At 68.8% G+C, this 1662-nt stretch carries 2 protein-coding genes; both read right to left on the bottom strand.

What is annotated here, in order from left to right:
• Positions 1–166 precede the first annotated feature (166 nt).
• Positions 167–655 carry a hypothetical protein gene (locus tag AB0B89_RS36335; RefSeq protein WP_358562306.1) on the bottom strand — a complete coding sequence of 163 codons (489 nt, stop codon included), beginning with the start codon at positions 653–655 and terminating at the stop codon, positions 167–169.
• A 4-nt stretch (positions 656–659) separates the two neighbouring features.
• Positions 660–1562: a hypothetical protein gene (locus tag AB0B89_RS36330; RefSeq protein WP_358562303.1), complete on the bottom strand. Its 903-nt coding sequence runs from the start codon at positions 1560–1562 to the stop codon at positions 660–662.
• Positions 1563–1662: the final 100 nt, after the last annotated feature.

Genomic DNA, 1662 nt, shown 5'->3' with positions numbered 1-1662 from the left:
CGTCATGGCCTCTGACCTGCACGCCTTCCCCTTCGACGACCCGCCCGATGACCCGCCGCCCGCGATCTGGACGGCAGCGGTGACGATCGCGATTTTCACGCGAAACTGGAAGCCAGAGTCGGCAGCCAGCTCGGCTTGATCCAGGTAGGGCATGCGTGTTCCCCTTTCAGCACAGGATCTGCACCGTCAGATCAGAGCCCGCCACGGTGGTCCCGATGGCGTCCACATCGACGGTGAAGTAACTGCCGTCCGCGATGGAAATGGTGTTCATGGTGCGGACCGCACCGGAGGTGAAGTTCCCAGCGGCGATGGCCGGCCGGTTGCTCTGCGTCGAGAAGACCGTGGCCCCGTCCACGTTGATGTCCACCAGGACCGAGGCTCCGGCCGGGGCGACGCCCACCGAGGTGCGCACCGCCTTGAGGGTGAGCGTCTCCCCGGTGTCGTTGTAGAGGCGGAACGTACCGACGCTGACGGCGAGCGTGCCCGCCCGGGAGAACACGAACAGGATCCCGGGTTCCACCTGGCGCTCCACGCCGGTCGCCGTGCGGTAGTACAAACGGTCGCCCGTCCGGGCGAACACGCTGGTGGTCCCCGCCGCCGGGTTGGCCGGGGAGTTCTGGTGCGCCAACTGGAGTGGCGTCAGGTGCCTGGTCACCGTGTCAGCCGTGCACGACGACCCGGTACTGCCCGGCGGTCGGCGCGGTAGCGAAGGCCAGCCGGACCGTGTTGGTGGTCGGCCGGGACACGTCGGGTTCCACGGTCTCGCGGGCGCCGGAGCTGACGAACACCTCGACGGCCACGTCATAGGTGCCGAGGTTGTGCGTCACGTCGATCTGCGTTGCCGTTCCGTCGCCGACGTTGACCGCGACGTGGCGGGAGACCACGGCGGTGTCGACCGCCACGGCGTTACCAGCGACCGAGATACCGGTCCCGGCACCGACAGCCAGCGGAGCCGCGCCGCCCCCGGTGAGACCGGAGCCGGGCGCCGCCGGAGCGACCCGGACCGCGCCAGCGGAGATCTCCAGTCCCTGACCGGCGGCGACATTGAACGTCCCTGCGGGCGACTCGGTGAGGCCAGCACCTGCGGTGTAGGAGGCGCCGCCGCCGCCCATCTGCGTGAACGACAACACGGTGGTGCCGAGGACGATCGGCGCGTTGGTGGTCAGGATGTAGGTCCTGTCGTCGTTGACGGTGCCCTCGGTGACCGACATGGTCATTCCGGGACCCACCTTGGCCGAGGTGTCCGCGTCGGGAGCCCGCGTGGGGGCACCGACGGCGTTGACGACATAGATGCCGTTCTCGGCGCCGTTGGCCTGGTTTTTGATCAGGATGCGGTCACCGGCGGCGAGGGTGACACCGTCGATGACGGAGCCTCCCGCGTAGGCCGTGGCCAGCGCGCCGCTCGTGGTGGTGGCGGCGCGGACGCTGTCCTTCCATTTCAGGCCACGCGCGACGTTGTCGACGTACTGCTTGTTGGCAAGGTCAGTGCCCGCGCTCGGGTCGGCCGCGTTGATGCCCCGCTGGTTGGCAAGGTCGATCCCGTTGAGAAACTGCCTGGCCATGCCCGCATAGGGCCATAGGTGCCATTGGCCTGCTACAAGACGTCAGCCCGCCACGTCAGCCGCACCGACTCGGCATCGGCATACCCACGCCGCCCAGCCC

Origin of the sequence: Sphaerisporangium sp. NPDC049002 (assembly GCF_040649355.1) — a bacterium.
GTDB lineage: Bacteria > Actinomycetota > Actinomycetes > Streptosporangiales > Streptosporangiaceae > Sphaerisporangium.
This window is presented reverse-complemented; position numbering and strand designations above follow the sequence as displayed.

What these genes read in the sequence shown, in the direction of transcription:
- AB0B89_RS36330 (WP_358562303.1), bottom strand. Translation starts at nt 1,562, where the DNA reads ATGGCCAGGCAGTTTCTCAACGGGATCGACCTTGCCAACCAGCGGGGC.